Source organism: Monashia sp. HAY1-5C (assembly GCF_056755255.1).
The window spans coordinates 11123-35201 of record NZ_JBPGXG010000032.1 but is presented as its reverse complement, the minus strand read 5'-3'; the positions used below and the strand labels follow the sequence as shown (position 1 = coordinate 35201).

25 protein-coding genes are annotated in these 24079 nt (G+C 72.8%); 5 read left to right on the top strand and 20 right to left on the bottom strand.

Annotated elements, in window-relative coordinates:
- Positions 1–104: 104 nt before the first annotated feature.
- From ACR9ZK_RS07305 to ACR9ZK_RS07280, 6 genes are all read right to left on the bottom strand, one after another.
- A complete protein-coding gene (locus ACR9ZK_RS07305) occupies positions 105–1598 on the bottom strand; it encodes an RtcB family protein (protein WP_481341231.1) in 1494 nt (497 codons plus the stop codon).
- 138 nt (positions 1599–1736) lie between these two features.
- Positions 1737–3245: a polysaccharide biosynthesis protein gene (locus ACR9ZK_RS07300; protein ID WP_481341230.1), complete on the bottom strand. Its 1509-nt coding sequence runs from the start codon at positions 3243–3245 to the stop codon at positions 1737–1739.
- Positions 3242–4528, bottom strand: a complete 1287-nt coding sequence (locus ACR9ZK_RS07295; protein ID WP_481341229.1) for a DegT/DnrJ/EryC1/StrS family aminotransferase — start codon at positions 4526–4528, stop codon at positions 3242–3244. The genes ACR9ZK_RS07300 and ACR9ZK_RS07295 overlap by 4 nt, the downstream gene beginning before the upstream one ends.
- The gene (locus ACR9ZK_RS07290) at positions 4521–5168 is read right to left on the bottom strand and encodes a response regulator transcription factor (RefSeq protein ID WP_481341228.1); all 648 of its coding nucleotides are present in this window, start codon (positions 5166–5168) and stop codon (positions 4521–4523) included. Before ACR9ZK_RS07290 ends, ACR9ZK_RS07295 begins: the two co-directional genes overlap by 8 nt.
- Positions 5169–5273: 105 nt before the next feature.
- Positions 5274–5927 (bottom strand): response regulator, encoded by a 654-nt coding sequence (locus tag ACR9ZK_RS07285; protein WP_481341227.1) that lies wholly within the window; start codon positions 5925–5927, stop codon positions 5274–5276.
- 14 nt (positions 5928–5941) lie between these two features.
- Complete coding sequence (locus tag ACR9ZK_RS07280; protein WP_481341226.1) at positions 5942–6574, bottom strand: sensor histidine kinase; 633 nt, start codon at positions 6572–6574, stop codon at positions 5942–5944.
- 336 nt (positions 6575–6910) lie between these two features.
- Between ACR9ZK_RS07280 and ACR9ZK_RS07275 the strand changes: the two genes are divergently transcribed.
- Positions 6911–7192 carry a hypothetical protein gene (locus ACR9ZK_RS07275; protein WP_481341225.1) on the top strand — a complete coding sequence of 94 codons (282 nt, stop codon included), beginning with the start codon at positions 6911–6913 and terminating at the stop codon, positions 7190–7192.
- Positions 7193–7210: 18 nt separating this feature from the next.
- Here the strand turns inward: ACR9ZK_RS07275 and ACR9ZK_RS07270 are convergent, their stop codons facing one another.
- Positions 7211–7900 (bottom strand): response regulator, encoded by a 690-nt coding sequence (locus tag ACR9ZK_RS07270; RefSeq protein ID WP_481341224.1) that lies wholly within the window; start codon positions 7898–7900, stop codon positions 7211–7213.
- A complete protein-coding gene (locus tag ACR9ZK_RS07265) occupies positions 7897–9504 on the bottom strand; it encodes an ATP-binding protein (protein ID WP_481341223.1) in 1608 nt (535 codons plus the stop codon). The genes ACR9ZK_RS07270 and ACR9ZK_RS07265 overlap by 4 nt, the downstream gene beginning before the upstream one ends.
- A 160-nt stretch (positions 9505–9664) precedes the next feature.
- On the opposite strand from ACR9ZK_RS07265, the gene ACR9ZK_RS07260 reads away from it, so the two are divergent.
- The 3 genes from ACR9ZK_RS07260 to ACR9ZK_RS07250 all read left to right on the top strand — a co-directional run bounded on the left by ACR9ZK_RS07260 (position 9665) and on the right by ACR9ZK_RS07250 (position 12554).
- Positions 9665–10474, top strand: coding sequence for an ABC transporter ATP-binding protein (locus ACR9ZK_RS07260; protein ID WP_481341222.1), 810 nt, complete (start codon positions 9665–9667; stop codon positions 10472–10474).
- Positions 10471–11433 carry an ABC transporter permease gene (locus ACR9ZK_RS07255; RefSeq protein ID WP_481341221.1) on the top strand — a complete coding sequence of 321 codons (963 nt, stop codon included), beginning with the start codon at positions 10471–10473 and terminating at the stop codon, positions 11431–11433. Before ACR9ZK_RS07260 ends, ACR9ZK_RS07255 begins: the two co-directional genes overlap by 4 nt.
- 62 nt (positions 11434–11495) lie before the next feature.
- Positions 11496–12554: an ABC transporter substrate-binding protein gene (locus tag ACR9ZK_RS07250; protein ID WP_481341220.1), complete on the top strand. Its 1059-nt coding sequence runs from the start codon at positions 11496–11498 to the stop codon at positions 12552–12554.
- 129 nt (positions 12555–12683) lie between these two features.
- Here the strand turns inward: ACR9ZK_RS07250 and folE are convergent, their stop codons facing one another.
- Entirely contained in the window at positions 12684–13349 is a 666-nt protein-coding gene (gene folE, locus ACR9ZK_RS07245; protein ID WP_481341219.1) for a GTP cyclohydrolase I FolE, read from the bottom strand.
- A gap of 123 nt (positions 13350–13472) precedes the next feature.
- Here folE and ACR9ZK_RS07240 point away from each other — a divergent pair, with 123 nt between their 5' ends.
- Positions 13473–14177: a helix-turn-helix transcriptional regulator gene (locus ACR9ZK_RS07240; RefSeq protein WP_481341218.1), complete on the top strand. Its 705-nt coding sequence runs from the start codon at positions 13473–13475 to the stop codon at positions 14175–14177.
- Between the two features lie 74 nt (positions 14178–14251).
- Here ACR9ZK_RS07240 and ACR9ZK_RS07235 read toward each other — a convergent pair whose 3' ends face one another.
- From ACR9ZK_RS07235 to ACR9ZK_RS07185, 11 genes are all read right to left on the bottom strand, one after another.
- The gene (locus ACR9ZK_RS07235) at positions 14252–15043 is read right to left on the bottom strand and encodes a sigma-70 family RNA polymerase sigma factor (protein ID WP_481341217.1); all 792 of its coding nucleotides are present in this window, start codon (positions 15041–15043) and stop codon (positions 14252–14254) included.
- Between the two features lie 443 nt (positions 15044–15486).
- A complete protein-coding gene (locus ACR9ZK_RS07230; RefSeq protein WP_481341216.1) occupies positions 15487–15801 on the bottom strand; it encodes a phosphatase RsbU N-terminal domain-containing protein in 315 nt (104 codons plus the stop codon).
- Positions 15798–16178 (bottom strand): STAS domain-containing protein, encoded by a 381-nt coding sequence (locus ACR9ZK_RS07225; protein WP_481341215.1) that lies wholly within the window; start codon positions 16176–16178, stop codon positions 15798–15800. Before ACR9ZK_RS07225 ends, ACR9ZK_RS07230 begins: the two co-directional genes overlap by 4 nt.
- Positions 16179–16204: 26 nt before the next feature.
- Entirely contained in the window at positions 16205–17092 is an 888-nt protein-coding gene (locus ACR9ZK_RS07220) for an STAS domain-containing protein (protein ID WP_481341214.1), read from the bottom strand.
- Complete coding sequence (locus tag ACR9ZK_RS07215; RefSeq protein ID WP_481341213.1) at positions 17085–18170, bottom strand: sigma-70 family RNA polymerase sigma factor; 1086 nt, start codon at positions 18168–18170, stop codon at positions 17085–17087. Before ACR9ZK_RS07215 ends, ACR9ZK_RS07220 begins: the two co-directional genes overlap by 8 nt.
- Before the next feature lie 552 nt (positions 18171–18722).
- Positions 18723–19157 carry an SRPBCC family protein gene (locus ACR9ZK_RS07210; RefSeq protein ID WP_481341212.1) on the bottom strand — a complete coding sequence of 145 codons (435 nt, stop codon included), beginning with the start codon at positions 19155–19157 and terminating at the stop codon, positions 18723–18725.
- Between the two features lie 126 nt (positions 19158–19283).
- Positions 19284–19838: an NADPH-dependent FMN reductase gene (ssuE, locus tag ACR9ZK_RS07205; protein WP_481341211.1), complete on the bottom strand. Its 555-nt coding sequence runs from the start codon at positions 19836–19838 to the stop codon at positions 19284–19286.
- A gap of 76 nt (positions 19839–19914) precedes the next feature.
- On the bottom strand, positions 19915–21276 hold the full coding sequence (locus ACR9ZK_RS07200; RefSeq protein ID WP_481341210.1) for an LLM class flavin-dependent oxidoreductase: 1362 nt from the start codon (positions 21274–21276) through the stop codon (positions 19915–19917).
- On the bottom strand, positions 21273–22118 hold the full coding sequence (locus tag ACR9ZK_RS07195) for an ABC transporter ATP-binding protein (protein ID WP_481341209.1): 846 nt from the start codon (positions 22116–22118) through the stop codon (positions 21273–21275). Before ACR9ZK_RS07195 ends, ACR9ZK_RS07200 begins: the two co-directional genes overlap by 4 nt.
- Positions 22094–22960, bottom strand: coding sequence for an ABC transporter permease (locus ACR9ZK_RS07190; protein WP_481341208.1), 867 nt, complete (start codon positions 22958–22960; stop codon positions 22094–22096). Before ACR9ZK_RS07190 ends, ACR9ZK_RS07195 begins: the two co-directional genes overlap by 25 nt.
- Complete coding sequence (locus tag ACR9ZK_RS07185; RefSeq protein ID WP_481341207.1) at positions 22957–24042, bottom strand: ABC transporter substrate-binding protein; 1086 nt, start codon at positions 24040–24042, stop codon at positions 22957–22959. Before ACR9ZK_RS07185 ends, ACR9ZK_RS07190 begins: the two co-directional genes overlap by 4 nt.
- Positions 24043–24079: the final 37 nt, after the last annotated feature.

Sequence of the window (24079 nt, the reverse complement as noted above, 5' to 3'; positions counted from 1 at the left end):
CGTCCCGGTCGCGGCTCTGGGGCCGGGGTGCGCCGCAGGGCGTCCCGGCACCGGAGTCAGGTCGTCTTCTCGGTGGTCTTCGCGGTGGTCATCTCGATGGTCGGTCAGTGCAGGACGGCGAAGGGGCGCATCCGCGCCACCGGCCGCACGATGCGGTGGCGGGTCAGGACCGACATGGCGGCGTTGACGCCGTGGTCGTCGAGGTGCGGTGCCGATGTCGGGGCCTCGTCGCTGTACCGGTAGCGGCGGGTCGAGCGGCCCCCGGGGTCGAGCGTCGAGCGTCCGTCCTTCTCGAACTGCTCGATGACGGTCCCCGCACCGTGGCACGCGGAGTGGAGGCTGTCACTGCTGCGCTCACCGGCGACGGCGAGGTAGGAGGAGGTGCGGTGCGTGCCGGGCAGCAGGACCGCCTGGCCCGTCGTCGCGAAGACCGACCCCTCGGGCATCCGGTCGGCCGGGAAGGCGCGGCAGGAGTTGTGCCGGTGCACGACGGCCCGCTGCCCCCCGACGGACTCCTCGTAGATCGAGTTGTGCGGCGAGTCGACGACGAGGCGTCCCGGCTCACCGCCGAAGGTGTCGAGGGCGATGCGGCGCAGCGCCGCGTAGGTCGCCACCCGGAACGCGTAGCCGTAGTTCATCGCCGACGCGTTGGCGAGCATGAGCCGCTGGCCCTCGTCGCTGTCGAGGTCGACCGGCGCACAGCCCTTGGCGAAGTAGAGCCGCATCCGCTCGCGCAGCTGGGCGGCCGAACGCGCCGTCGCCAGGTGGTAGAGCGGCTTCTGCACCGCCATGACGGCCTTCATGGCGCGTGCCGTGTCCTTGCGCCGCTGGAACAGGTGCCCGATCTCACCGGTGAGGACGCCGCCGCCGGCGTGGTACTGGAGCGTCACCTGTCCCTGCCGGATCCCGAGCAGCTCGGCCGCCTCCGGGTCGAGGATCTCCTCGACCTGCTGGAGCTCGACGAAGTGGTTCGTCGGGCCCACCGTGCCGAACCGCAGCCGCGCCAGCTGCCACGTCAGGGCCGGGATCTCCTTGCGCAGCCGCGCGGCGCCGCCCCACGGCTCGAGGTCGACCCGTCCGCACTCCTCGATCCGCTCGAGCTCCTCGGCCTCGACGCCCCACCGCTCGGCCGCGAACTGCGCTCCCTCGGTGGCCGCGGCCACGACCTCGCCGGCCGTCAGCTCGCGCGCCCCGCGGGTCGGGTAGGGGTACTTCTCCCGGACGGCCCGGTAGAACGCGTCGACCGCGTGGTCGGCCGGCTTGTCGGTGCCGAGCGCGATGAGTGCCATGCCGCAGTTGACCGACGAGCTGGTGAACGTCGGGCGGATCGTGCCGCGCGTCGCGACGGCGATGCTCGAGGGCATCTCCATCTTCCGCTTGTGGTGGAAGTCCGGCAGCACGACGGGCGGCGCCGCGAGGTCGAGGCCGGCCGCCCCCATCTCGAAGGAGCGCAGCACCGCCTCGTCGGCGCGCAGGCCCGGTCCCTCGATGACGGTGGCGGTCCGTCCCGGCCCGGGGGCCGGTCCGGAGGTCGTCGGGCTGGTCGCGCCCGGTGCCGGGCGCTCGGCCCCGGTCCCGGCGATGACGGTGAGGTCCACGAGTGTCCCCTTGTCCTGGTCGTGTGGTCGGTCGGTGGGTGCGTCGGTGAGGTGGGCGGGGTGACGTGGGCCGGTGAGGTGGGCCGGTGAGGTGGGCCGGTGAGGTGGGCCGGTGAGGTGGCCGGTGGGTGGGCCGGTTCAGTAGTCGTCGGGGTACGGGACCGCAGCGACCAGACGCCGGTCGTCGCGCGACGGGACGTAGTTGCGCAGGAGCAGCTCGAGGATCGTCTTGACCTCGTCGACGGCGTTGCGCGCCGCCGCGTCGAAGAGGGCCTCGAGGTGGTCGTCGAAGTCCGGGTCGAGGGCGTCGGGCGACGTGCTGAAGATCCGCGGGTGCGCCGTCTGGGTCCGTTCCTCCTCCTCGGAGAAGAGCGCCTCGTGCAGCTTCTCCCCCGGCCGCAGCCCGGTGTAGCGGATGTCGGGCTCGGGCAGCCCCAGCTGACGCGAGTAGCTCTGGACCAGGTCGACGATGCGCACCGGCTGGCCCATGTCGAGGACGAACGTCTCGCCGCCGCGGGCCAGGTGCGCCGCCTCGAGGACGAGGCCCACGGCCTCCTCGATCGTCATGAAGAACCGGGTGACGTCCGGGTCGGTGACCGTGAACGGCTCGTCGTTGCGGAGCTGCTCGGCGAGCACGTGCAGCAGGGATCCCCGACTGCCGAGGACGTTGCCGAACCGCACCGCCGACACGATCGTCCCGCGCGAGTTTCGCGACGCGTGCCGCGTGACCCGCTCGGCGAGCTGCTTCGTCGCGCCGAGCACCGAGGTCGGGTCCGCGGCCTTGTCGGTCGAGATGAGGATGAACCGGCCGACGCCGTGCTCGACGGCGGCCCGCACGACGTTGAGGGTTCCGGCCACGTTGGACTTGACGCCCTCGCAGGGGTGCCGCTCGAGCATCGGCAGGTGCTTGAGGGCCGCCGCGTGGAAGACGACGTCCGGCCGGACGTCGGCGATGATCTGGCGCATCCGGCGGGCGTCGCGGATGTCGGCGACGACGACGTCGTCGGTGTCGAGCAGCCCCTCCCCGGTCAGCTCGAGCTGCAGGCGGTGCAGGTTCGACTCGTCGTGGTCGAGCATGACGAGGCGTTCGGGTCCGAACCCGTTGACCTGGCGGCACAGCTCGCTGCCGATCGAGCCGCCGGCGCCGGTGACGAGCACGGTCGCGCCGCTGATCGTGGCCCGCACCTCGGGCGAGACGACGTGCATCTCCGGGCGCCCGATGAGGGCGCCGACCTCGAGCGAGCGCAGGTCCGTGCCCACGACGTCGCGCTGGAGCATCGAGACGAACGAGGGCAGGTGACGCACGCTGGCGCCGACGCGTGCCGCGGTCGTCGCGAGCATGCGCACCTGGTCGGCCGGCAGCCCGGGGATCGCGAGGAGCACGACGTCGACCCGCTGCACCGTCACGACCGACAGCAGGTCGGACAGCGTGCCGAGGACCGGCAGCCGCCGCACGACGCGCTTGCTCGTGTCGTCGTCGAGGAAGCCGATCGGCGCGAGGCCGAAGTCGCGCACCCTCTCGAGGTCGCGGGCCAGGGCCCGGCCGGCCTCGCCGGCGCCGACGATCAGCGTCCGCAGCCCCTTCTGCAGCGTCGGCACGAAGCCGATGTCCGAGGGATTCCATCCGTAGCTCAGTGTCGTGCTCACCCTGTCGCTCCCCTTCGTGCAGTCTCAGCAAGCGCCGCGCAGACCTGGTCGATCTCCGCGTCGGTGATGACCGCGTCCATCGGTAGCGAGAGGATGCGGTCGAAGACCCGGTCGGCACCGGGCAGTCCCTCGGCGGGGACGATGCAGTGGTCCCGGTACCACGTCAGCCTGTGCAGCGGGATGAAGTGCACCGACGTGCAGACGCCCTGCGCGCGCAGCGCGTCGACGAGCGCGTCGCGGCTCATCCCGTAGGCCGGCTCCACGCGCACCGGGTAGAGGTGCCAGGCGTGGCGGCCCTCGAGGGGGCGCGGCGGGCGTCGCAGGCCGGGGATGCCGGCCAGCCCCTCGTCGTAACGCGCGGCGACCTCGGCGCGGCGGGCCTGGTCGCGGTCGAACCGGCGCAGCTGGGCCCGGCCGATCGCGGCCTGGACGTCGGTCATGTTCGCCTTGAGGCCGTCGACGGCGACGTCGTAGCGCCAGCCGCCGCCGGGCAGGTAGCGGCGCCATGCGTCGGCCGACATGCCGTGCAGCCGGGTCCGCCGGATGCGGTCGGCGAGCTCGGGGTCGTCGGTCGTGACCATGCCGCCCTCGCCGATGGCCAGGTTCTTCGTCGCGTAGAAGCTGAAGCACGTGGCCCGCGAGATCGTCCCGACGGGCTCGTCGCCGACGACGGTGCCGAGGGCGTGCGCGGCGTCCTCGACGACGCGGTCGAGGTCGACGCCGGCCGCGGCGGCGAGCGCGCGGACGTCGGTCGGCAGCCCGGCGAGGTGGACGACGACGAGCGCGTCGACGCCGCCGGCGCCGTGCGCGGCGGCCGCCGCGGTCTCGGGCGAGGGCATCGCCGTGACGGGGTCGACGTCGGCGAGGACCGGGACGTGTCCCGCGTGCCGGATGGCGGCCGCAGCGCCGCAGAAGGTCACCGTCGACATGAGGACCTTCGAGCCGGGCGGCAGCTCCAGCGCCCGCAGGGCCAGCTCGATGGCCGCGGTGCACGAGCTGACGGCGATGCCGTGCTCGGCGCCGACGTAGGCCGCGAGCTCCGCCTCGAACTCGACGACCTGCTGCCCCGACGTGACCCATCCGGACTCGAGCACCTCCGCGACGGCCTGGCGCGCCTCCGGACAGATCCGCGTGCGGGTGAACGGCACGACGTGCAGCTCGGCGGTGGGCGCCACGGGCGCGGCCGCCGTGAGCGCCGGCGTCGGCGCGGGGGCGACGGCGCCCGGCGCGTTCCGGGTGCCGGGGCGCGTCCGTGCCCGGGGCCGGCGGGCGATCTCAACCATGGACCTGCACCTCGCTCCTCGTCAGCGCCACGGCGGCGGAGGCGGAGTGGACGTGCAGCTTGCGCAGGATGCGCCGCACGTAGGTCCGGACCGTGTTGTCGGACAGGTCGAGCGCGATGCCGATGTCGTGCCGCGTCATGCCGGCGGCCAGGCAGTCGAGGACTGCCGACTCGCGCTCGGTCAGCGGACGGGAGTCCGGCAGCACGGCGTCGGGTCGCTCGCGGAGTGCGGCGGCGAACATCGCGTGCAGCGGTTCGGCCGGCAGGTGCGCCTCGCCCGCAGCCACGTCGATGAGCGCGTCGAGGAGCTCGTTGACGCCGTCCTGGCGCGAGACCCAGCCCCGGACGCCCCACGCCAGCGCGTCGGGCAGGTGCACCTCGCCGCCGGCCGGGGACAGGACCACGACGCCGAGCGAGGGGCACTCGATGCAGAGCCGCTGGAGGTTGCACACGTCGGCCAGGTCGTCGATGGCGACGGCGACGACGTCGCAGCGGGCGGCGAGGTCGTGCGCGAGCGCCTCCGGGATGGTCCGGGCACTGCCGACGAGACGGAGCGTGCGGTGCTCGGCCAGCACCAGGGCGACGGCGTCGAGGAAGCCCTGACGCACGTCCACCATGACCACTCGGACGTCCTGTTCCATGTCCACGAGGGTCCCTCCCTGCGGATCGATGCGGACCCGACGCGGGCACGACTGCGCACTACGTCAAACGGATGACCCCGGGGGCTCGGGCGTCGGCGACGCGCGTCAGGCGGGGCGCACGTGCGCCGGCCACTCGATCTCGTCCGCGTGGGCGGCGACGAGGGCAACGGCCTGCAGGCGTGAGTGGACGCCGATCTTCGTCAGCACGTTCTGCACGTGGGTGCGCGCCGTGCTCCGGCGCACGTCGAGCGCGGAGGCGATCTCGTCGGTCCCGAGCCCGTCGGTGATGCACCGCAGCACCTGCCACTCGCGTTCGGTGAGGAACGACAGCACCCACGTCGGGCTCTCCTGGGGGTCCCCGGAACGCATGGCGCTCTGCAGGATCCGCGGCTCGACGGCCAGGTGGCCGCTGACGGCCAGGCCGATGGCCTCGACGAGCTGTGGCAGCCCGCGGTCCTTGCGCACGAAACCGGAGGCGCCCATGGCGATGGCTCGCCGCACCGAGACGTCCGAGGCGTCGGCCGAGAACATGACGACCTTGGTGCCCGGCGACTCCGCCCGGATCTTCGCGATGGCGTCCAGACCCGACCCGTCGGGGAAGTTGACGTCGAGGAGGCAGACCTCGGGCTGGACCTCGGCGACCGCCTGGAGCGCCTCGGCGGGACCGTGGGCCGTCGTGACGTCGTAGCCGAGGTCGGACAGGGCCGCGCCGAGGGTGTCGAGGATGAGCCGGTGATCGTCGCAGACGACCAGCTTCATGACCGGCGCCGCCCTCAGGAGGCCAGCGCGTGGCTGCCGCGGCGCAGCGCGATGTCGGCCGACGCACCGCCGTCCGGCCGCGCCGCGAGGCGGAAGGTCCCCTGGCACGCGGCGACCATGGCCCGCGTCGTCGCCAGGCCGATCGACGTGCGATTCACGACGCGGCCCAGCCCTGGGCCGTCGTCGAGCACGCGGACGTGCATGCCGTCGTCCCCCTCGCCGACCTCGACGCGCACGTGGCCCGACGGTCCCGCCGCGCGCACCGCGTTGTCGACGACGCACCCGAGCGCTCGGGCGAGCGCGACCGGGCGGGCGAGCACGAGGCCCTCGCCGACGACCTCGACGTCGATCGTCGCCGTCGTCGTCATGCGGGCCCGGTCGGCCACCTCGTGGGCGATCGAGCCGGCGTCGACGACCTGGGGGTCGTCACCGGCCGCGCCGTCCAGGCTCGACGCGACGAGCTCGGACAGCCAGGCGGCCTGTTCGTAGATGTGGCCGAGGCGTTCCTGCACGTCCCCGCGGCCCGAGGTCGACAGCAGCAGGATCGCTGCCAGCGGCTCGCGCAGGTCGTGCAGCAGGCCCCGGACCGGGTCGGTGTCCGGCCCGGCCCACCCTCGTCCGATCTGCGTCGGAGTGCTGTACTCCATGTCCGAATCGCCCCCCTCTAGGCTGTGCTGACTCGCGCCCCCCGGTGCGCCCCTGACGTCCAGCGTCTGTTGGCTGGTCGGCCACCCGATGCCCCCGGGCCGTTCATCCGGCTGGTCCAGCGAGACTCAGGTTACGACCGCAGCTCCGAGCGCTTGGGCTTTCACGAAATTCCCAAGCTGAATTCCGAGAATTGACAGGAGGATTCGCGCGTAACGTGCCGCAGCCGACAAAGCGTGCATACGCCGCGTGTATGGAGAGAACGACCCGATCCGACCGTGCGGACGGTCCGGGAGCCCGGCTCGGCACACGGCGGCGATGCCGTGCATCATGGCCCCATGGCGCGCAAACGCGGACTCCGCTTCCTCGCTCGCGACGGACGAGAGCTGACCGTCCGCGACGAGGAGGGCGAGGAGCATCGCGCCACCCTCCGGAAGGTCGAGGCCTTCGGTGCGCACGAGGACGGCGCCTTCGCGTTCGGCTACTGCAAGAGCTGCGACTGGACGGGCCCGGCCCGGCGCGCGCGGGACAAGGCCCGCAAGGACGCCCTCGTCCACCAGGACGACTGCACCGGCAAGGGCCGCATCCGCATCGGTGTCAGCGAGGACGACACGCCCTGACGCCGGACGTAGCCCGCGTCAGCGGCGCCGCGGCAGGTAGCGGTGCTCGGGCCGCCCGGTCGCGCCGTAGGACAGGTCGAGGTCGAGGAGCTGCTTCTTGACGAGCGTGGCCAGGTAGCGTTGCGCGGTGGGGCGGCTCGCACCGAGGATCTGCGCCACCTCGGCGGCCCCCACCGGCGCCGGTGCGGCCGTGACGATCTCGAGCACACGTGCCATCGTCGGCTGCAGCCCGCGCACCGTCGCGGCCTTGCGGGGCGGGGTGCCCCGCAGGCCGTACAGCGCGTCGACGACGTCCTGGTCGACGCCGCCCTCGCCCGCGGGGGCTCGCTCGAGCCGCTCGGCCCACGCGCGGTAGGCCTCGAGCTGCTCGCGCAGGGCCGCGAACGTGAAGGGCTTGACGAGGTAGTAGAACGCGCCGAGCTGCATCGCCGTGCGCACGGACTCCAGGTCGCGGGCCGCCGTGACGAGGAGGAAGTCGGGCACCGGGCGCCCGGCGGCCGCGAGCCGCCGGACGAGCTCCAGGCCCGTGAAGTCGGGCAGGTACATGTCGAGGAGGACGAGGTCCGGCTCGGTCTCGCCGACGAGCCGCTCGGCCTCGGTCCCGGTGTGGGCCTCACCGACGACGCGGAAGCCCTCGACCCGTCCGATGGCGAGCGCGTGGGCATGGGCGACGTGGTAGTCGTCGTCGACGACGAGGACGCTGATCACGCGGCCCCCTCCCGCATCCGGACGGGCAGGGTGACCTCGAACCGGGCTCCGCCCGGCGAGGACGCGGTGATCGTGCCACCCGCGCGCGTGACGAGGCGGTGGACGAGCGCCAGCCCCACGCCGCGACGCATCCCGCCCCGGGGGTCCTTCGTCGAGTACCCGTCGACGAAGACGTCGGCGAGGCGGTCCGCAGGGATCCCCGGGCCCGTGTCGAGGACCGACAGGTGCAGGTGTCCGTCCCGGCGCAGGAGGCGCACCGTCACGTCACCGCGCGGGTGCCGCCCGCTCGTGCGCGGGTCGTCGGCGACGGCGTCCACCGCGTTGTCGACGAGGTTGCCGAGCACCGTCGCGACCGGCAGGCCGTCGACGTCGTGGGCCTCGAGGCGGCTGGTCGGGTCCAGGTGCACGAGCACGTCGCGTTCGGCGGCCACCGTCGTCTTGGCGAGCAGGAGGGCGGCGACGACCGGTGCCGCCACCTGCGACCGGATCTCCTCGCTGGCGAGCGAGGTCTCCTGCCAGAGCTGCTGGCTGTACCGGGTGGCCTCCTCGACCTCGCCCATCTCGAGGAGCACGGCGAGCACGTGCAGCCGGTTGGAGAACTCGTGCTCCTGCGCACGCAGGGCGGTCGTCAGGCTCTCGACCGAGTCCAGCTGGCGCAGAAGGGCTTCCAGCTCCGTGCGGTCACGGATCGTCACGACCCAGCCGGCGTTGCGACCGCCGACGATGACCGGCATCCGGTTGAGGACGAGCAGGTTCTGGTCGGTGACGGCGACGAGGTCGCTGCCCTCGACCTCCCCCGTGACGATCCGGCGCAGGTGGCCCGCCGGCAGCACCTCCTCGACCGGCTGGCCGAGCCGGGCGGTGTCGATGCCGAGCAGCCGGCGCGCCTCGTCGTTGAGGACGTTGATCGCCCCGTCGGCGTCGACCCCGAGGACCCCCTCGCGGATGCCGTGCAGCATCGCCTCGCGCTCCTGGACGAGCGCGACGATCTCGGCGGGCTCGACCCCGAAGGTCACCCGCTTGATGGCCCTCGCCAGCAGGACCGAGGCCAGGACGCCGAGACCGAGCGCGACCAGGCTGTAGAGCGCGATGTCGGCCACCTCGGACGAGACCCTGACGCCGACCTCGGACTCGAGGATCCCGACCGACACCTCGCCGACGGGGCGGCCCGACGCGTCGATGACGGGTGCCCGCGAGTTGGCCGAACGGCCGAGGCTGCCCTCGTCGATCCCGGTGTGCACGTGGCCGTCGAGGGCGACGACAGGCTCCTCGACGCGCCGGCCGACGAGGGCCGGGTTGGGGTGGGAGTAGCGCACGCCGCGGCGGTCGATGATGACGACGTACGACGCCCCCGACGCGGCACGGATGCGTTCGGCGAGCCGCGGCAGCACGTGGTCCGGGTCGCCCGACGCGACCGCGGCGGCCACCTCGGGCACCCGGCCGACGGTGACGGCGATGCTCGTGGCCTGGTCGGTCGCGTGCGCGTCGGCCGCCCGGCCGGTCAGCCGCGTGTAGAAGCCGAACCCCACGGCCATGGTCGCGACGACGATGCCGAGCACGGCCACGAGGATCCGGGACGCCAGCGTCCGGCCAAACCTCGGCATACCTCACCTCACACCACGGGGACTCGCTCCAGCATGACTGAGCAGAACGCACAAAACCACGGCTAACGCGGCTATCACGACCAAGGCGCACAAGGCTTCAGCGCCGGACCGAGCCGACCCTACGGTGACGCAACTCAACGAGGAGAAAGGGTTTCGGCCCATGGCCGCCATCGAGCTACGAAACGTCACCAAGACCTTCCCCACGAGTGGGGGCGGCACGTACACCGCGATCGAGGACCTCAGCCTGACCGTCGAGGACGGTCAGTTCTGCGCCGTCGTCGGCCCGACCGGCTGCGGCAAGTCCACCACCTTGACCCTGGTCTCCGGGCTGGAGCGTCCCACCCGAGGTGAGGCCGTCGTCCACGGCGAGCCGGTCCGGGGCATCGACACCGGCACCGGTTTCGTCTTCCAGCAGGACGCCGTCTTCCCGTGGCGCACGGTCCTCGACAACGTCGCGGCCGGACCCCTCTACCGCGGAGCGCCCCGCGCCGAGGCCACCGGGCTCGCCCGCGACTGGCTGCGCCGCGTCGGGCTCTCCGGCTTCGAGGACCGCTACCCGCACCAGCTCTCGGGCGGCATGCGCAAGCGCGTCGCGCTGGCCCAGACGCTCGTCAACCAGCCGCGCATCCTGCTCATGGACGAGCCGTTCAGCGCGCTCGACGTGCAGACCAGGGCGATCATGTCGACCGAGTTGCTGCACCTCTGGGACCAGACGCGTCCGGCCGTCGTGTTCGTCACGCACGACCTGGAGGAGGCGATCGCGCTCGCCGACAAGGTGGTCGTCATCACGGCGGGCCCCGGCACGGTCAAGGCCGAGTTCGAGATCGACCTGCCGCGCCCGCGCGTCGTCCAGGAGATCCGCCTCGACCCGCGCTTCACCCGCCTCTACGGGCAGATCTGGGAGGCGCTGCGCGCCGAGGTCGAGGAGGCCTACGCCCGCACGACGCGTCTGACGGAGGTGGCCTCGTGATCGACACGACCGCAGGACGCCCGTCCCCCACGCCCGCCGCCACGGCGCCCTCGCAGGTGCCGCCTGCCGGCCTCGACAGCATCGGCACGCGCGACGCGACCGGTGCAACCGGTGCGCCCGAAGGCAGGCACGCGACGCGGACCGACCCCCGCGCCGTCCTGCGCCGCCGCCGGCTGCGGCTGGCCGCCGTCCGGCTCGGCATCGTCGTGGTCCTCGTCGGCGCCTGGCAGCTGTGCGTCCACACCAAGCTCGTCGACCCCTTCTTCTGGGGCGAGCCGACCGGCGTCTGGGACACCCTCGTGGCCTGGGTGACGGTCGGCACGCCCCAGGGCTCGCTCGGAACCCAGATCCTCGTGACGCTCGAGGAGGCCGTGCTCGGGTTCGCCATCGGCGCCGTGCTCGGTGTCGTGCTCGGCATCGCCCTCGGCCGGATCCAGGTCCTGTCGGAGATCTTCGCGCCGTTCCTCAAGGCGGCCAACTCGATCCCCCGCATCATCCTCGGCTCGATCTTCACCGTTGCGTTCGGGTTCGGGATCCAGTCCAAGGTCATCCTGGCCGTCGTCCTCGTCTTCTTCGGGGTCTTCTTCAACGCCTTCCAGGGCAGCCGCGAGGTCGACCGCAACCTCGTCGCGAACGCCCGGCTGCTCGGGGCCTCGAGGTGGCGGGTCACCCGTGACGTCGTGCTGCCGTCGGCGTTCACGTGGATCCTCGCAAGCCTGCACATCAGCTTCGGCTTCGCCCTCATCGGTGCCCTCGTCGGGGAGATCCTCGGCGCCAACGAGGGCCTCGGCCTGCTCATCCGCTCGTCGCAGAACAACTTCGACATGAACGGGGTCCTCGCCGGCATGGTCCTCGTCGCCGCCATCGCCCTGACCGCCGAGGGCCTCATCACCCTCCTCGAGCGCCGCCTGCTGCGCTGGCGCCCCCCGCAGACCCATGGCGGAGGCGCGCACGAGTAGCACCGCACACCACACACCAGCACCCGAGGACCAGTTCCACACAGACTCAAAGGAGAGTTCCCTTGAACAGCAAGCGAATCGGTGCCATCGGCGCCGCCCTGCTGGCCGCGTCGACGATGGCCGCCTGCGCCAACAACGCGTCCGGCGCCAACGTGTCGGCGGGCTCGGCCGACCCGAACGCCCCCACCGTGACGATCATGGTCGGCGGCATGAGCAAGCAGATCTACCTGCCGTTCATGCTCGCCAAGCAGCTCGGCTACTACGCGAAGGCCGGCGTCAACGTCAACCTCGTCGACGAGCCGGCCGGAGGCGACGCGACGCAGAACATGCTCGCCGGACAGGTCCAGGGCGTCGGCGGCTTCTACGACCACAACATCGCGCTGCAGGCGCAGGGCAAGTCCTCCGAGGCGGTCGTCTCGATGCTCCAGATCCCCGGCGAGGTCGAGCTGTGCCGCAGCGACCTCAAGGGCACGATCAAGAGCCCGGCCGACTTCAAGGGCCAGTCGCTCGGCATCACCGACACCGGCTCCTCGACCGACTTCCTCACCCAGTACCTCAGCAAGAAGAACGGCGTCGACCCGACCCAGGAGACCCGCCGCGGCGTCGGCGCCGGCCAGACGTTCATCGCGGCGATGAAGCAGAAGACGATCGCCTGCGGCATGACGACCGAGCCCACGGTGAGCAAGGCGCTGTCGGACGGTACGGCCTTCATCCTGCTCGACATGCGCACCGCCGCGGGGTCGAAGGCGGCGCTCGGCGGCACGTACCCGGCGACCTCGCTCTACATGCCGACCGAGTGGGTCAACGGCAACAAGGGCACCGTGCAGAAGCTCGTCAACGCCTACGTCGCGACCCTGAAGTGGATCCAGTCGCACAGCGGCGCGGACATCGCCGACAAGATGCCGGCCGACTACTACAAGGGTGTCGGCAAGGACGCCTACGTCGCCGCCCTCGACAGCGAGAAGGGCATCTTCAACCCGACGGGCCTCATGCCGCCGGACGGGCCGCAGACGTGCCTGTCCGTCCTCGGGGAGTTCAACCCGAAGGTCAAGGGCAAGTCGATCGACCTGTCGAAGACCTACACCGACGAGTTCGTCAAGGCCGCGACGCCGCTCGCCTGACACCCCGTCCACCCGCACCACCGGCGGTGTGCCGTCCGGCCCGACCCCTCCGCGGCCGGACGGCACCCGTCGTCGTCGCTTGTCGCCGGCACAACTCGGCACGACGGCGTGACGACGCCGGCCGGACGCTCAGGGCTGGACGCCGACGAGGGCGAAGAACTCCTGGCGGGATCGGGCGTCCTCGCGCAGCGACCCGCCGAGGGAGGACGTCAGCGTCGTGACGCCCGGCGCCTGGACGCCGCGCAGCGACATGCACAGGTGCTCGGCCTCGAGCACGACGCCGACGCCCTTGGGAGCCAGGTGGTTGACCAGCCAGTCGGACACCTGCTTGGTCAGCCGCTCCTGCACCTGGGGCCGGCAGGAGAAGTGTTCGACGATCCGGGCCAGCTTCGACAGCCCGAGGATGCGGTCGCCGGGCAGGTAGCCGACGTGGGCGACTCCCATGAACGGCAGCAGGTGGTGCTCGCACACCGAGCGGAACGGGATGCCGCGGGCCAGGACCAGCTCGTCGTAGCCCTCGTCGTTGGGGAAGGTCGTCAGCTCGAACGGCCGGGGCGTGAACAGCTCGGCATAGGCGCGGGCCATCCGGCCGGGGGTGTTGCGCAGGCTCTCGTCGTCGAGTCGGACCCCCAGGGCCTCGAGGAACAGGGCCGCCGCTCGCTCGGCGGCTGCCAGGTCCCTCTCGGGCGCGTCGTGCACGACCCTGAGGACCCGGTCGCGCCCGGAGCCGCTGTCACCTCGACGGCCCACCCGGTCCTCGTCGGGGTCCTGCGCCTGAGCCTTCACGAGATCCATCGCCACTCCTGGGCCGAAACATTAAGACCAATAAACTTTGGCGTTATCAGGCGCTCCTCGTCAAGTGCGGCACTCGGTGCAGAGCTCGCCATGACCAACGGCCGTGGTCGTTAGACTGGGCAGGTGCTGTCGGAACGCGAGATCCGAGCGGTCGCCTCGCTCGAGGACGACCTGCGTCGTGGCATGTACGCGTTCATCCGGGCCGAGGGCCGGCCCGTCACGCGCGACGAGGCCGCCGCCGCCGTCGGGATCTCCCGCAAGCTCGCGGCGTTCCACCTCGACAAGCTCGTCGACAGCGGCCTGCTCCGCTCCCACTTCGGCCTCGGTCGGCGGCCCCGCTCCGTCGGGCGCGCCCCGAGGCTGTACGAGGCCACCGACGACACGGTGAGCATCACCATCCCGGACCGCCGGCCCGACCTGCTCGCCGAGCTGCTCCTCGACGCCGTGGTCGCGACCGGGACGGGCAGCGCCGTCGAGACCGCGGCCACCGAGGCAGCCACCGACCGGGGCCGCCGGGCCGGCACCTCGAAGCGCGCCGTGACGCGACCGGGACGGCTGGGCCCCGAACGGGCGCTCACCCTCGCCGAGTCGCTCCTCGCCGAGCACGGCTTCGAGCCGACTCGCGAGACACCGACGTGCGTGCGCCTGCGCAACTGCCCCTTCCACCCGCTGGCGGCGCGGGCTCCCGCGCTCGTCTGCGGCCTGAACCACGCCTTCGTCGAGGGCATGCTCGAGGGGCTCGGGGCGAGTCGCCTCAAGGCGTCGCTGTCCCCCGCGGCGGGGCACTGCTGCGTCCGTCTCGACGTCGCGGACGACGCCGGACGGTGACGGGCCGTGACGGACGACGCCGGGCGGTGACGGGCGGTGACGGGCGTGACGGTCGGCGACGGGTCTCCGGGCGCTCAGGCCGTCCGGCGCAGGTGAGCGGGGGCGAGGTCGGCCAGCCGCTCGCCGAGCGCCTCGAGCGTCCGGCGTTGCAACCGGCTCACGGCCATCGGTGACAGGCCGAGCTGCGCCGCGACCTCCCGCTGGCTCAGTCCCTCGGTGAACCGCAGGTGGACCAGGCGCTGCGCCTCGAGCGGCAGCGACCGCACCGCGTCGCGCACCACGACCCGGGTCTCGACGTCATCGGACGTCCGGTCCTCCAGGCTCCGTGCGTCCGGGCGAGCGGGGTCGGGACAACCGGCGTCCGCGTCGGGTGCCGGCGCGTCGAGCGAGGTCGGGCGCAGGTTCTGCTCGGCGATCTCGAGCTGGCCCAGGGTCTCGAGGTCGAGGCCCATGGCCGAGGCGAGCTCGGCCGAGGTCGGGGGACGCCCGAGGTCGCGCGTCAGCTCCTCGCGCGCACGGGTCATCTCCTGACGCTGCTCCTGGATCCGGCGGGGCGGCCGGACGAGCCAGCCGTGGTCGCGGAAGTGGCGCCGCAGCTCACCGGTGATCGTCGGCGTGGCATAGGCGCCGAACGGCGTCTCGGCCGTGACGTCGTACCGGGTGACCGCCTTGACGAGCGCGAGCGCCGCCACCTGCTCGAGGTCCTCGGCCTCGACCCCCTTCTGGAGGTAGCGCCGGGCCAGTGACCTCGCCAGCGGCAGGTGGGCCACGACCGCCGCCTCCATCGCGGCACACCGTTCGGACTCCGTCGCGGCACTGTGCACCGCGTCGATGAGCCGGCGCGCGGCCTGCTCGCCCGGAGACATGTGGGCGGGAGGCTGCGCGAGGAGACGGCGCCGCGGGGAGGGTGGCGGCGCCGTCTCGCGTCCCCACGTCGCTGTGGAGACGTGCGAGGCGATGCCTCGCGTCATGGGCCGAGCAGACGGTCCGGACGGGCGGGGACGGCCGACGCCGGCGAGCGCCCCATAGCGGCCGTCGCCACGGCATCCCTCGGGCTCGGTTTCGGGCGGGCTTCCATCGGCGTGGCTCCTCGGTCGTCTGGGGTCGGTCCGCCATGGGCGGCCCGTGGCCCGGGTCACCACCGAAGACCCCCACGGGCCGGGTGCATGACGCGACGGGGGCGCGCCGGCGCGGGACCGGTGATCGGTCGGGTAGCCCGTGGTCCACGCGCGGGCCATCGGCCGGTGGGCCCGACCGGCTTTCGTGCGCACGTCATGCACCGGCGCCTAAGGCGTCCGGGCGGGCCCCGTCAGCGACCCACGGCGCCCCGGTGCGTCATCTCGTACGCGGCCAGCACCTCGAGGAGGAGCTCGCTGGCCGCGTCGTGGATCCGCAGGACGTCCTCGGCCGGTGCCTCCCGCAGGACCTCGGCGGTGACCTGCAGGTGGATGCGGCACATGTCGAGCAGCGGCACGCCGCCGGCGAACGCCGACCGACCCAGCTCGTAGGCCGCGGCGCGGACCTCCTCGGCCCGGTGCGGCAGGAACCGCAGCAGGATGGGTCGGTAGTCCTGGGTCACACGGCCGAGGTCGGCGCCCTCGGGACGGGACGCGCCAGCCGTCACGAGCGCCCCTGGAGGCGGCCCTCGTCCGCCCACGTCGTCGACCCGCCGCCCCGGGCCAGCACGGCCAGACCCTCCTCGAGGTTCAGCGCCGTGGGCACGTCCGAGGGGCCGACCCCGAGGCGGACCATCGTGAAGGCGACCTCGGGCTGGATGCCGACGATCACCGTCAGGGCGCCACGCAGGCGTGCCATCTCCACCACCCGACGCAGCGTCAGGGCCGCGAAGGAGTCGATGACGTCGAGGGCGGCCACGTCGATGACGACGCCCCTCGACCGGTGCTCCCCGATCTGGTCGACGAGGTCACGCTCGAAGCGCACGAGCTGCGAGTCGTCGAGCGCGGTGTGGATCGATGCGATCAGGTTGGGGCCCTGTCGCATGATCGACACGAGAGCTGGGCTGCCGTTCACGAGCTGGCGCTGGCCTCCCTTCGGGTGACGCTGTATCCGAGCAGACGCTCGGCCTCCTCGAGGCCGCCTTGCAGGTCACCGATGGTGTACATCTTGCTGAGGTCCACACCGATGGTCACGAGCGTCTGGGCGATCTTCGGTGACAGTCCCGTGATGATGACGCTCGCACCCATGAGGCGTGACGCGTCCACCGTCTGGACGAGGTGGTTGGCGACAGCCTGGTCGACGTCCGGGGACCCGGTGATGTCGATGACGACGACCTTGGCCCGGTGCGTGCGGATCCCCGCGAGCAGCTGCTCGGTGAGCTGGCGGGCGCGCTCGCTGTCGAGGACGCCGATGATCGGCAGGATGAGCAGCCGCTCACGCACGGGCAGCACCGGCGTCGACAGCTCCCGGATGGAGTCCTGCTGCTGCCGGATGACGCGCTCGCGCTCCTCGACGAAGCTCACCGCGACGGTGTTCGCGATCCGGTTCGCGGCGGGCTCGTAGGCGTCGAGCACCTCGTTGAGCAGCGCGAAGTCGCGCTGGTACTTCTCGAAGAGGGACCGCGCGAGCACGTCACGCAGAAGCAGCACGATGCCGACGACCTCGTGCGTCTCGACGCCGCGCGGGATGATGCGTTCGGACAGGTCCCGGGCGTAGTGCTGGAGGGCCTCCACGCTGCCGGTCTCGAGGACCTCGACGTAGTTGTCGTAGACCGACGTCGTCTCGGCGGCCATCTCCTGCTGGGTCATGGCGGTCAGCAGGTGCGCCTGCTGGATGCGTTCGGCCCACTCCTCGCGCAGCCTGGTCCGGTGCTCCCGCAGGTGGGCGACGAGCTGGGACAGCAGGTGCTCGCCCTCGGCGATGCCGCCGCGTCCGCGGCCGGTGTCGTGGTCAGTCATCGTTGCGCGTCCTCTCCCACTTGGTCATGGTCACCGTCGTTCCGTGCTCGGGGTCGCTGGCCAGGACGAAGTCGTCCATGAGGCGGCGCACGCCGGGCAGCCCGAGGCCGAGGCCGCCGTAGGTGCTGTAGCCGTCGGTCAGGGCCCGGTCGACGTCGGCGATGCCGGGTCCGGCGTCGCGCGCCGTCACGCGGATGCCCCGGGCCGGGACCTCGACGAGCTCGATGGTGACCTCTCCCCTGCCGGCGAAGCGCACGATGTTGCGGCAGACCTCGGAGACGGCCGTGGCGACCAGGGTCAGGTCGGTGGGACCGAAGTCGAAGGTCGAGGCCATCTCTCGTGCGGCACCGCGCGCGCGGACGATGTCGGCGTCGCGCTCGATGGGGATGCGCACGGCGTCGTCGCGTCCCTGCCCGCGCTCCAGCAGCGGCCCGCTCAGGCGGGCGCACAGCTCGCACTCGAGCAGGTGCTGGGCGGCCTGCACCTCGCGTTGGCGGCGCTGGTCGCCGCTGCTCAGGGCGAGCAGCACCGGCCGGCAGCGGTCGGTCAGGCTCGGGGCGTCCTCCAGCTCGAGGAGGTACTCGACGCGGAGCCGGGCGCGGGTCCGGTTCAGGTGGGCCGCGACCGCCCCCGGGGTGCTGCCGGCCCGGGCCGCCAGCGACCGCGTGTCGGTGCCGGCCACCTCGTGCTCGAGGAGCAGCCGGCGGTCGCGGTCGTCCAGATGCGCCAGGGCCCGCGCCATGGCCTCCTGGTCCTCGCCGAACAGCACCTGGGCCTCAGGTGTCTCGGGTGCGCTGACGTCCACCACGCGGTGCTGGTTGCGGCGCCTGCGGTCCTCCTGGCGCCACATCGTCGCCACGACGTTGCGGGCGGTGGCGATGGCGTACGGCTCGAGCATCCCGGGCTCGATGCTGTCGAAGGCGGCGAGGACGCGCGCCAGCGTCTCCTGCACCAGGTCCTCGGCGGCCGGGTGCGCCCCGACGCGAGCACCCACGATGCGCCGGACCATGGGGATGAGGTCCGCGACGTCGTGCGCCGCCTGACCCCGTTCCTCCCCGTCGCGCTGTGGTGCGCTCACCTCCCGAGGATACCGAGCGGGGAGGGTGGGACCGCGTCATACGCCGGGCCGACCCGCGTCGTCGCTGACAGGGGGAGCTCGATCGGGGGACCGCACGCGGAAAGGACCCGACATGACACTCCTCGGCCTCACGACTCCGGTGATCGGGTTGGCCCTCATGCTCGTCATGGCACGCGTGGAGAGGTGGGTCTCCACGTCGTCGCCCCCGAGAGTCCCCGTCGACGACGTGGCAGGAGCCGGAGCGGCCCGAGCCGTCCCCCGCGTCCCCCGGGCCGGGGCCGTCGCCGGCGCCGGCCGGGTACCCGGCGACCACCCGCCGTACCCGGGGCGGCCACGCCGGGCGAGGTGAGTCCCCGCCACCTTGCCCGTGCGGCGGGGACTCCTCGGCTCGTTCGGGACCGGCGACCCAATCCGGGCCGGTCACCCCGGGCCTCTCGGCCCCCTGCCCCCACAGCGGTGGGCCTCCCCACCACGGTGGCACGGGTTCTCGACGCCGTCCGCGGAATCGCGGAACTTCTCGCCGCCCTCACCGGCCCGCGGGCCCACCTGGCGCTACTCGGACTCCAGCAGGGCCTTGGCGGTGTCCAGCGCCGCCATCTCCCCGTCCATGGACTTCTGCACCGGACCGGACATGAAGAGCTTCTTCACCCCGGACAGCTCGGCCGTCAGGGAGAAGGTCACCGTGGTGGCCCCGCCGTCGGTGCTCTCGAAGGCGTACTCACCCCGCGGGCGCGCCGGTCCGGCGACGACCTCGAACGCGTACCGGGTCGGCGCCGAGTAGTCGGTCACCTCGATGTCGGCATCGATCCCACGGCCGCCGGGCCCGGCGACGACCTGGTGGATGCGCGACCCGGCCTGAAGCTGGGCAGGCCCGTCGATCTCCTTGACGTGCGGTCGCCACCGTGGGTCGTTCGACGGCGTCGTGAAGAACGCGAACACCGTCTCGACGGGCCGCTGGATGAGGATGGTTCGCTGGGCCGCGGGCATGACGTTCCTTCCGGCGATCGTCGCTGCGTCGCGATTGTCGCGCGCGCTCGCTGCACGCCACAAGGGCTGCCAGACGCTCCTCACCCGTCCGACCGACCGCACCCCTCCCGCGGCCGCGGCCGACGGTCACGCGCTGAGGCGCGCGGGGGCTCCCGACGCCAGGGCGTCGAGGAACCCGTCGACGACCGCGGTCAGGCCCGGCTGCACGTCCGTGCCGAACGTGACCGCGCCCGAGGCCGACGTCTCGATGAGCTGGTCGACGACGAGGAAGCCCTGCACGACGTGCCGGGCTCCCATCGAGGACAGGACGGGCCGGAGGCCGTAGTCGATTGCCAGGGCGTGCGCGAGGCTGCCGCCCGTCGCGAGCGGCAGCACCGTCTTTCCGGCGAGGGCCAGCTGCGGCAGCAGGTCGAGCCACGACTTGAGCAGGCCGCTGTAGGCGGCCTTGTAGACGGGGGTGGCGACGACCAACGCGTCGCTGTCCTCGAGCAGCCGGGCGGCCCCGACGACGGCGGGGTCGTCGAACCTGGCGTGGAGCAGCGCCTCGGCCGGCAGGTCGCGCAGGTCCAGGTGCACGACCTCGTGGCCGTGCCGCACCACGGTGCGGGAGACGTGGTCGAGCAACACAGCCGAACGCGAGGTCGCGCTGGGTGATCCGGAGACGGTGAGGATGCGGGACATGGCGGGTCCTTTCACGAGGCGGGTCGGTGGGTCGTGGGGGTGACGCGGGACGCGTCCCCCGGGCCGGGTCGGTCGCTCATGCCGTCGCGGCCTCGGCGCGCGTCGGCGTGCCCGAGTAGCGGTTGACGGGGCGGGGCAGCCCGTAGTGCTCGCGGAGGGTCGACCCCGTGTACTCGGCGCGGAAACGGCCGCGCCGCACGAGGATCGGCACGACGTGGTCGACGAACGCCTCCAGGCCCGACGGGAGGGCGGCCGGCATGATGTTGAACCCGTCGGCGGCACCGCCGGTGAACCACTCCTCGAGGGCGTCCGCGACCTGCTCGGGGGTGCCCGCGAAGGTCCGGTGCCCGCGCCCGCCGCCGAGGCGGCCGATGAGCTGCCGGACCGTGAGGTGCTCACGGCGCGCGAGCTCCACGATGAGGGTGTAGCGGCTCTTGGCCCCCTCGATCTCGTCCTCGGAGGGCAGGTCCGCCGGCAGCGGGCGGTCGAGCGGCAGGTCGTCCGGGGTGAGCCGCAGCGTCCGGGCGAGCTGGGCCACGGCGTACTCCGGGCGGATCAGCTCGTCGAGCTCGGCCTCGAGCGCTCGCGCCTCGGCCTCAGTCGAGCCGATGACCGGGACGATGCCCGGCAGGACCTTGATGCCCTCGGGGTCGCGGCCGACGGCCGCGGTGCGGGCCTTGAGGTCGGCGTGGAACGCCCTGGCGTCCTCGAGGGTCTGGTGGGCGGTGAAGACCGCCTCGGCGTACCGGGACGCGAACGCCTTGCCGTCCTCGGACGAGCCCGCCTGGACGATGAGCGGGTGCCCCTGCGGCGAGCGTGGCAGGTTCAGCGGACCGCGCACCCGGAAGTGGGTTCCGACGTGCTCGATGGCCCGGACCTTGTCGTTGTCGCCCCACCGGCCGGAGGCCTTGTCGCCGGTCGGCGCGTCGTCGTCCCAGCTGTCCCACAGCTTCTGGGCGACGTCGAGGAACTCGGCGGCCCGCTCGTAGCGCGTGTGGTGCGCGGGCTGGTCGTCGAGGCCGAAGTTCCGGGCGGCGTCGGGTCCGGCCGTCGTGACGACGTTCCACCCGGCACGGCCGCCGCTGACGTGGTCGACGGACGCGAACCGGCGCGCGAGGTTGTAGGGGTCGTTGTACGTCGTCGACGCCGTGGCGATGAGACCGATGCGGCTCGTGACCGCCGCGATGGCCGTCAGCAGGACCGTGGGCTCGAGGGCCCCCGACGGGCGTCGCCCGATGTCGTTCCAGAGGACCGGGCTGTCGGCGAAGAAGATCGAGTCGAGGTGGCCCCGCTCGGCGATCTGCGCCAGGCGCTGGTAGTGCGTGACGTCGGTGCCCGCGAAGGGGTCGCTCTCCGGCAGACGCCAGGACGCCTCGTGGTGCCCGGTGCTCATGAGGAAGGCGTTGAGGTGCATGGCGCGGCGGCTGGTGGTTGTCATGACGTGGTCCTTTCGGCGTCGGGGTCGGGGTCGGTGTCGGTGGGTTCGGTGGCCGTGCGGGATCCGGCGGGGGTGACGCCGAGGGCGGCGAGGAGCTCGCTCCGGACGGCGGCGAAGGCGGCGTCGGACGGGTCCCGGTCGCCTCCGTGCGCCTGCCCGTCCCCATGGGGGTGGGTGAGGTCGATGCGTCGCTCCAGGGCGATGCGCCCACGGTCCAGGACGATGACCCGGTCGGCGAGGGTGACCGCCTCGTCGACGTCGTGGGTCACGAGCAGCACCGCAGGATGGTGCCGGTCGTAGAGCTCGCGCAGCAGGTCGTGCATGCGGAGGCGGGTCAGGGCGTCGAGGGCGCCGAAGGGCTCGTCGGCCAGCAGCAGCTCGGGGTCCCGGACGAGGGACCGGGCCAGGGCCACGCGCTGCTGCTCACCGCCCGAGAGCTCGGCCGGCCAGGCGTGCTCGCGGCCGGCGAGCCCCACCTCGTCCAGCGCGGCCACCCCCTTGTCGCGCGCTGCTCGGCCGGAGAGGCCGAGGACGACGTTGTCGAGGACGCTGGCCCACGGCAGCAGTCGCGAGTCCTGGAAGACGACCGAGACGCGGTCGGGGACGACGACGCGTCCCGAGCCGCTGACCTCCCCGTCGAGCCCCGCCAGCGCGCGCAGCAGCGTGCTCTTGCCGCAGCCGCTGCGGCCCAGCAGGACGACGAACTCCCCTGGTGCGATGTCGAGGGAGACCCCGTCGAGGACGCCCTTGGGTCCGTAGCCGCGCACGAGGTCCTCGACGACGACGGCGGTGCGGTCGGCGCCGACGCGGTCGGGGCTCAGGAGCCCAGGGTGCGCTGCCATGCCAGTGCCCTCCTCTGCAGGAGTCGGACGGCACCGTCGGACAGCAGACCGAGCAGCCCGTAGAGGACGAGCCCGACGACGATGATGTCGGTCTGTCCGTACGTGCGCGCGAGCTCCATCATGTAGCCGATGCCGGACGTCGAGTTGACCTGCTCGACGACCACGAGGGACAACCAGGCGGCGGTGACGGCGAACCGGAGGCCGAGGAGGAAGCCCGGCAGGGCACCGGGAAGGATCACCTTGCGTACGAAGGCTGTTCGGCTCAACCCGACGGTCTGCGCCAGCTCGACGTACCTGCTGTCGATGCCCCGAAGCCCGGCGTGGGTCTGGACGTAGACGGGCACGAGCACGCCGAGCGTGATGGTGACGACCTTCATCGGCTCGCCGATGCCGAACCAGAGGATGAGCAGCGGCAGGAGGGCGAGTGAGGGGATGGCGCGCTTGACCTGCACCGGCCCGTCGACGAGCGCCTCACCGAACCGGCTCAGGCCCGAGAGCAGCGCCAGGGCGGAACCGAGGAGGATCCCGAGGAGCAGACCGAGGCCGGCACGCTGGGCAGACACGGCGAGGTTGGTCTGCAGCCGGCCGTCGGCGAGCAGGTCGCCGGTGGTCGTGACGACGGTCCACGGGGCCGACAGGATGCGGGGGTCGAGCAGCCCTGAGGCCGAACCCGTCACCCAGACGGCGAGCAGGGCCACGGACCCGAGCGCTGCGTCGAAGCGGCGTCGGCGACCCGGTCCGAGCCTCGTCGCCCGTGGGCGCTCGTCGACCAGACGGACGACGGGCACCGTTGCGGCCGTGCGGTTATCGCGCCGCGTGGAGATGCCGACCAGCGTCGTCATGAGGCGCGTCCGGTCGCGTAGGCGGTGCCGCCGACCTTCTCGAACCGGCGGTCCCAGAGGGTGGCGACGTCGAGGTGCGGGCGGCGCTGGTCGGCCGACAGGAGGTCGGCGGTCTCCTGGTGGCGGCGGATCGCGGCCGTCCAGTCGGTGGGGACGTCGCGGGCGCCGGCGGACCTGACGAGGTACTGGCCCTCGGCGTCGGTCAGTCCCTGGTTGCGGACGTAGTAGCCCGCGACCCACTCCTTCGGGTGCTCGTCGACCCACTTCAACGCGGCGCCCCAGTGCGCGACGTACTCGCGGATCGCGGCGGCCTTGCCGGCGTCGCGCAGGGAGCTCTCGGGGGCGTAGAGGTGACCGGGGTCGTCGCGCAGCCCGTGCGGGACGACCGTGGCGCCGTCCCTGCCGTACTGGGCGAGGTATCGCTCGAGGGCAACTCCCCCGATGGGCGCGACGTCGATCTGCTTGGAGGCCAAGGCGGTCGGGTAGACGTCGCCGGTGCTCGGCAGCTCGACGAGCTGGACGTCCTGCTGGGTCAGCCGGGCCCTGTGCAGCACGCGCAGGACGAGGGCGCCCTGCGCCTGGCCGGGGCTGTAGGCGATCTTCTTGCCGCGCAGGTCGGCCAGTGAGGTGACCCGCACGCCCGGTGCGATGCCGAGCTGGTAGATCGGGTGCGTCTCGGGCTGCCTGCGGAACTGCGCGGCGACGATGCGCGTGTCGACCCCGGTCCACGCGGCCTGCAGGGGCGGGATGTCGGCCACCGCACCGAGGTCCAGGGCCTTGGCCCGGAAGGCCTCCAGCGTCTGCGGGCCACCGCTGATGTTGGCGAAGGTGACCGGGAAGGTGAACTTCTCCAGCTCGCCGGAGAGCCTGAGGGCCTGCTCGACCTGCGGGTCGCCGACGACGAGCGTCGTGCCCTTCGGGACCGTGGTCGGCAGCGCCGCGGTGGGAGCCAGCGGCGGGCCACCGTCGGCCGCGCTGGAGGTCCCACCGCAGGCAGCGAGCGTCGCGAGCAGCGGCGTGGCGGCGAGGGCGAACAGGACGGAACGTCGGTCCGGCGCGTGGGCGGACGGGGTGGTGGGCATGGCGAAGGGACCTTTCGGAAGGCGTGCGTGAAGGAGC

Coding starts and splice junctions, on each gene's coding strand:
- ACR9ZK_RS07295 (WP_481341229.1), bottom strand. CDS start 4,528: ATGGTTGAGATCGCCCGCCGGCCCCGGGCACGGACGCGCCCCGGCACC.
- ACR9ZK_RS07290 (WP_481341228.1), bottom strand. CDS start 5,168: ATGGAACAGGACGTCCGAGTGGTCATGGTGGACGTGCGTCAGGGCTTC.
- ACR9ZK_RS07285 (WP_481341227.1), bottom strand. CDS start 5,927: ATGAAGCTGGTCGTCTGCGACGATCACCGGCTCATCCTCGACACCCTC.
- ACR9ZK_RS07280 (WP_481341226.1), bottom strand. CDS start 6,574: ATGGAGTACAGCACTCCGACGCAGATCGGACGAGGGTGGGCCGGGCCG.
- ACR9ZK_RS07275 (WP_481341225.1), top strand. CDS start 6,911: ATGGCGCGCAAACGCGGACTCCGCTTCCTCGCTCGCGACGGACGAGAG.
- ACR9ZK_RS07265 (WP_481341223.1), bottom strand. CDS start 9,504: ATGCCGAGGTTTGGCCGGACGCTGGCGTCCCGGATCCTCGTGGCCGTG.
- ACR9ZK_RS07260 (WP_481341222.1), top strand. CDS start 9,665: ATGGCCGCCATCGAGCTACGAAACGTCACCAAGACCTTCCCCACGAGT.
- folE (WP_481341219.1), bottom strand. CDS start 13,349: ATGGATCTCGTGAAGGCTCAGGCGCAGGACCCCGACGAGGACCGGGTG.
- ACR9ZK_RS07235 (WP_481341217.1), bottom strand. CDS start 15,043: ATGTCTCCGGGCGAGCAGGCCGCGCGCCGGCTCATCGACGCGGTGCAC.
- ACR9ZK_RS07225 (WP_481341215.1), bottom strand. CDS start 16,178: ATGCGACAGGGCCCCAACCTGATCGCATCGATCCACACCGCGCTCGAC.
- ACR9ZK_RS07220 (WP_481341214.1), bottom strand. CDS start 17,092: ATGACTGACCACGACACCGGCCGCGGACGCGGCGGCATCGCCGAGGGC.
- ACR9ZK_RS07210 (WP_481341212.1), bottom strand. CDS start 19,157: ATGCCCGCGGCCCAGCGAACCATCCTCATCCAGCGGCCCGTCGAGACG.
- ssuE (WP_481341211.1), bottom strand. CDS start 19,838: ATGTCCCGCATCCTCACCGTCTCCGGATCACCCAGCGCGACCTCGCGT.
- ACR9ZK_RS07200 (WP_481341210.1), bottom strand. CDS start 21,276: ATGACAACCACCAGCCGCCGCGCCATGCACCTCAACGCCTTCCTCATG.
- ACR9ZK_RS07195 (WP_481341209.1), bottom strand. CDS start 22,118: ATGGCAGCGCACCCTGGGCTCCTGAGCCCCGACCGCGTCGGCGCCGAC.
- ACR9ZK_RS07190 (WP_481341208.1), bottom strand. CDS start 22,960: ATGACGACGCTGGTCGGCATCTCCACGCGGCGCGATAACCGCACGGCC.
- ACR9ZK_RS07185 (WP_481341207.1), bottom strand. CDS start 24,042: ATGCCCACCACCCCGTCCGCCCACGCGCCGGACCGACGTTCCGTCCTG.